The sequence below is a fragment of the Roseiarcus sp. genome (genome assembly GCF_049514155.1).
In the GTDB taxonomy this organism is placed as follows: domain Bacteria; phylum Pseudomonadota; class Alphaproteobacteria; order Rhizobiales; family Beijerinckiaceae; genus Roseiarcus.
In genome coordinates this window covers 1-4,594 of sequence record NZ_JBEKVH010000228.1, presented here as the reverse complement: position 1 = coordinate 4,594, position 4,594 = coordinate 1, and the positions used below count along the sequence as shown (strand labels likewise).

At 67.1% G+C, this 4,594-nt stretch carries 4 protein-coding genes; 1 reads left to right on the top strand and 3 read right to left on the bottom strand.

Features of this window, described 5'->3' with window-relative positions; genetic code table 11:
• Positions 1–155: 155 nt before the first annotated feature.
• Together ABSF49_RS20365 and infC are read right to left on the bottom strand one after the other, a co-directional pair.
• Positions 156–1,397, bottom strand: a complete 1,242-nt coding sequence (locus tag ABSF49_RS20365) for an MFS transporter (protein WP_424114463.1) — start codon at positions 1,395–1,397, stop codon at positions 156–158.
• A gap of 127 nt (positions 1,398–1,524) precedes the next feature.
• The gene (infC, locus tag ABSF49_RS20360; RefSeq protein WP_424114462.1) at positions 1,525–2,052 is read right to left on the bottom strand and encodes a translation initiation factor IF-3; all 528 of its coding nucleotides are present in this window, start codon (positions 2,050–2,052) and stop codon (positions 1,525–1,527) included.
• A gap of 943 nt (positions 2,053–2,995) precedes the next feature.
• On the opposite strand from infC, the gene ABSF49_RS20355 reads away from it, so the two are divergent.
• Entirely contained in the window at positions 2,996–3,724 is a 729-nt protein-coding gene (locus ABSF49_RS20355; protein WP_424114461.1) for an outer membrane protein, read from the top strand.
• Between the two features lie 23 nt (positions 3,725–3,747).
• Here ABSF49_RS20355 and ABSF49_RS20350 read toward each other — a convergent pair whose 3' ends face one another.
• Positions 3,748–4,425: a transposase gene (locus ABSF49_RS20350; RefSeq protein ID WP_424114460.1), complete on the bottom strand. Its 678-nt coding sequence runs from the start codon at positions 4,423–4,425 to the stop codon at positions 3,748–3,750.
• Positions 4,426–4,594 lie beyond the last annotated feature (169 nt).

Below are 4,594 nucleotides of genomic sequence, written 5' to 3'. Positions count from 1 at the left end.
TCGCAAGGATTTCACCCGCCTCAAGCAACCGCAAAGACCCTCGCCGCTCGACTCGCAGCAACTCTCGCTAAACTGGAGCCCAACATGAACCGGACAGCCGTGGGTCAAGCCCGGCCATGACGGCGAAGGGTGGTTCAATCCAAAGCCAACAGGCTCTAAAGGCGCCGGGCGTGCAGGTCGGGGAGGAAGTAGGTCAGCAGGCCGATCGCCGGCAGGAAGGCGCAGACCTGGTAGACGAAGCTTAGGCTCGTCTTGTCGGCGAGGAAGCCGAGCGCCGCCGCGCCGACGCCGCCGAGGCCGAACGACAGGCCGAAGAACAGGCCCGCCACCGCGCCGACATTGCCGGGCGTCAGCTCCTGGCCGTAGACGACGATCGCCGAGAACGCCGACGACAGCACCAGGCCGATGCAGACGCTGTCGATCGCCGTGCCGACGAGCCCGAGGTGGGGCAGCAGCAGGGTGAACGGCAGCACGCCGAGGATCGACAGCCAGATGACGAACTTGCGGCCGTAGCGGTCGCCGATCGGCCCGCCGGCGTAGGTGCCCGCCGCCACCGCGGCGAGGAAGACGAACAGCAGCACCTGCGAGGTCTGCACCGACACGCCGAAGGTCTGGATCAGGTAGAACGTGTAGTAGCTCTGCAGGCTGGCGAGATAGAACACCTTCGAGAACACCAGCACGACCAGGATCGCCATCGTCCGCCTGACGACCGCGGGCGAGGCCGGCGACGGCCGCGCCGCCGCCGCGCCCGCCGCCTTGCGCTGGGCGCGATGGGCGGCGTGCCAGCGGGCGATGTGGGTCAGCAGCACGATCGCGACGAAGGCGAGCAGCGTGAAGGCGAGCACCGAACGCTGGCCGAACGGCACGACGATGAACGCCGCCATCAGCGGCCCGAGCGACTGGCCGAAATTGCCGCCGACCTGGAACAGGCTCTGCGCCAGGCCGTAGCGCCCGCCGGAGGCGGCGCGCGCGGCGCGCGAGGCTTCGGGATGAAAGACCGCGCTGCCGATGCCGATCAGCGCGACGGAAGCGAGCAGCGCCGGATAGGTTCCGGCGTAGGCGAGCGCCGCCAGGCCGATCAGCGAAAAGCCCATCGCCGCCGGCAGCGCGAAAGGCGCGGGCCGCCGGTCGAGCGCGATTCCGATAAACGGCTGCAGCAGCGAGGCGGTGAGCTGGAAGGTGAAGGTGATGATGCCGGTCTGGAAGAAGCTCAGCGACAGTTGCTCGCGAAACACCGGATAGAGCGCCGGCGCGAGCGACTGCATCATGTCGTTGAGCATGTGCGAGCCGCTGGCGGCGAACAGCACGCCGAACGCCGTCGCCCGCGCCGCGGCGGCTGAGCGCGACGAAGCGTCCTCGACGCCCAGGCGGGCGGTATTTTCGGCGGCGGCGGTCATCGGGTTTCTCGTCGCAGGGGGCGCCGAACGCGCCGGGAGCGGGGTGTAACGCCCCACGACGCGCGACGGCAAGCCATGGCAGGGCCCCTCAAGGCTTTGTGATGAGCGGCGGCGAGGAGGGCCGGCGCTATTTCGGCGCCAGCACCATCGTCATCTGCCGTCCTTCCATCAGCGGTTCGGCCTCGACCTTGGCGATCGGCGCGGTCTCGGTCCTCACCCGCTGTAAGAGCTTGAAGCCGATGTCCTGGTGCGCCATTTCGCGGCCGCGGAAGCGCAGCGTCACCTTGACCTTGTCGCCTTCCTCGAAGAAGCGCCGGACCGAGCGCATCTTGACCTCGTAATCATGGTCGTCGATGCCCGGCCTGAGCTTGATCTCTTTGATTTCGACGATCTTCTGGCGCTTGCGCTGCTCCGACGACTTCTTCTGCTCGAGGAAGCGGAACTTGCCGAAGTCGAGGATCTTGCACACCGGCGGGACGGCGTTGGGGACGATCTCGACCAGATCGAGGCCCGCTTCCTCCGCGAGGCGCAGGCCCTCCGCGATGTCGACGGCGCCGACGTTCTTTCCCTCGGCGTCGATGAGCTGGACTTGCAGGGCGCGAATGTCGCGATTGACGCGCGGCCCGCCTTTCTCCGGCGCCGCGGTCGACTTCATGGGACGACGAATGGCCACTCTCCTGGGTTGGTTGCTGCGATGGGCTGAAAAGACGGCGCGACCCTCCGCCCGGCGCAAAGCCGGCGAAAGGTCGCGCTATGGATTGTCCACGGAAGGGCGGGGTAAGTCAATCGGCGCTTTGCCGCTTTCGGCGATGCCCGCGCGGGCGCGGGCGGCCATCTGTTCCAGGCCGCGCGGCGTTCGCCTACAATCGCCTGGTCCACAACGCCCCCTCGTCCTGAGGCGCCGCGAAGCGGCCTCGAAGGACGCTTCCGCGCTCGCACGTCGGCGCATACCGCATCATCCTTCGACTCGCCCGCTTTCGCGGGTGGCTCAGGATGAGGTTCGCGTAAACCTGCCTGGGCGGCAGTCAATGCCCCGGTGACGGGCCGTGACGAAGAAGGCTCGGCAGAGAGCGCCGCCGACCTCTTGGAAGCGCCTTTTTTCCCAAGCCGAAGGGCGGTCAAGGCGCGCAGCGCTTTGTAGGCGCGGCCGTCGGCCGCGCTTCTTGTTTCTGCCGGACGCGCTCAGCGAGCGCGTCTACAAGAACGGCGCGCGAAACGCGCGTCCTTGACCGCCCTTCGGCTTCGGAAGTCTCAGCCTCCAAGAGGTCGGCGGTGCAATGGATCGCGCCGAGGGGGAGCGGTTCCGATCGCGAAAGTCTCGCGCGGACCGCGGAGCGCGAGATTGCGATGCTCGCATGACGTAACGGAACGCGTTCTTGTATTTCTCGCCTGGCCGTAAATGCACGCGCAATGCAGACCCGGTTTCGTTTGCGGCTCTGGCGACGGGAAATCCGCAACAGCCCCGGGAAAACGCTGGTTGTCCCCCGTTTTACTATGGCGCGCATTGTCAATGCGGCGGACGGGCGTCATGATGCCTGCGCCGTCGAGCAGGCGGCGTGATTCGGCGAGGTCGGATCCTCGCCGTTCCGGGGCCCGTTATGAACAAAACACGCATGGGCCTTGCCGCGCTCGCCGCAGCGATGGGCGCGCCCGCCCTGGCGGCCGACCTATCGCTGCCAGCGCCGCCGCCGGCGTGGAGCTGGACCGGCTGGCGTGTCGGCGTCGAGGGCGGCGGCGCGTGGGGCCGGAGCCAGTCGATTTACGCCGACCCGCGCTCTCCGACCTATGTCGGCCTGCCGATGACCAATCCGTTCGCCGTCAGCGGCGGTCTCTTCGGCGGCGTTCTCGGCTACGATTGGCAGGTCGACAAAGTGATCGTCGGCGCCGAGGGCGACCTGTCAGCGGTGAGTCAAAAGGGCGCCGACAACGACCTTGCGCCCTTCAACACGACCGTCATCAACACGACCAGCGAAAAATGGCTGGCGACGGGCCGCCTGCGCTTCGGCATGTCCGTCGCCGAACGCTGGCTGGCCTACGCGACGGGCGGACTCGCCGCCGCGAGCGTCGAGGACACGGTCGACGCCAGCGCGGACGACACAGGCGTCTTCAGTCAAACCAAGACCCTCTGGGGCTGGACGATCGGCGGCGGGCTTGAAGCCGCGCTCAGCCGAAACTGGTCGATAAAAGCCGAATATCTCTACGTGGACCTGCAAAAGGGGACCTATTTTTCCCCCGACCTCATCGTTCCGAACGCCATCATCGGCACGCGGGCAGTCCATCTGGACAACAACATTGTCCGAGCCGGCCTCAACTACAGATTTGATTAGTAATTATGAATTATGGTGACAGTTTACTCAACCCCCAATGACTCGCCTCGCTTCGGTCCTCGCTTCGCCGGCCGGGGATTGCGTCCCGTGAGCGTCGCGACGCGATCGAGGAAAGACGGCGAGCCGAGCGGGCGGCCGATCGTCTCGCCGCCGCGTAGCGCCGCGACGAGCGCCGGCGCCGGCTCGCTGGCGATCAGCGCGGCAAAGTCTCCTCCGCAGCGTTCGAGGATCGGCGCCGTCGCGACGACGCCGTCGTCCCGGCGGGCAAGATGGGCGCGAACGCTCGACCAGCGCCAGTCTTCGGCGCGCTTCACCAGCTTTGCGCGAACCGGATTGAGCGCGACATAGCGCGCCGCCGCCATCAGATGCGCCTCGTCCATGGCGACCGAGCCGTAGCGCGACTGGAACAGGTGTCCGGTGACGCGCAGCCGCGCGTTGATCACGCTGGCGTAGCGCCGGTGCGTCTCGCCGAGCGCGCGCCCGAGCCCCTGCGGCGTCGACGGCGTCAGGATCAGATGGACGTGGTTCGGCATCAGGCAGTACGACCAGACCGCCACGCCAGCCTGGCGGCAGCGCTCGCTCAAAAGGTCGAGATAGAGACCATAATCCTCGTCGCCGAAGAACGTCTGCATCCGCCGATTGCCGCGCTGCGTCACGTGATGCGGCAGATCCGGGACGAGGAAGCGGGCGATGCGGGCCATAGGCGCGGCTCATGGCGGATTGTGACGAAGCGTATGGCGCAAATTGGAGATTTAGTAAAGTGTCACCGTAACCCCCGTAACCCTGACAATCCTCCATCGAAGGGCGGGGCAAGTCAATCGGCGTTTCGCGGCTTTCGTCGGCGCCCGGGCGAGCGGGCTTGGCCTCGAC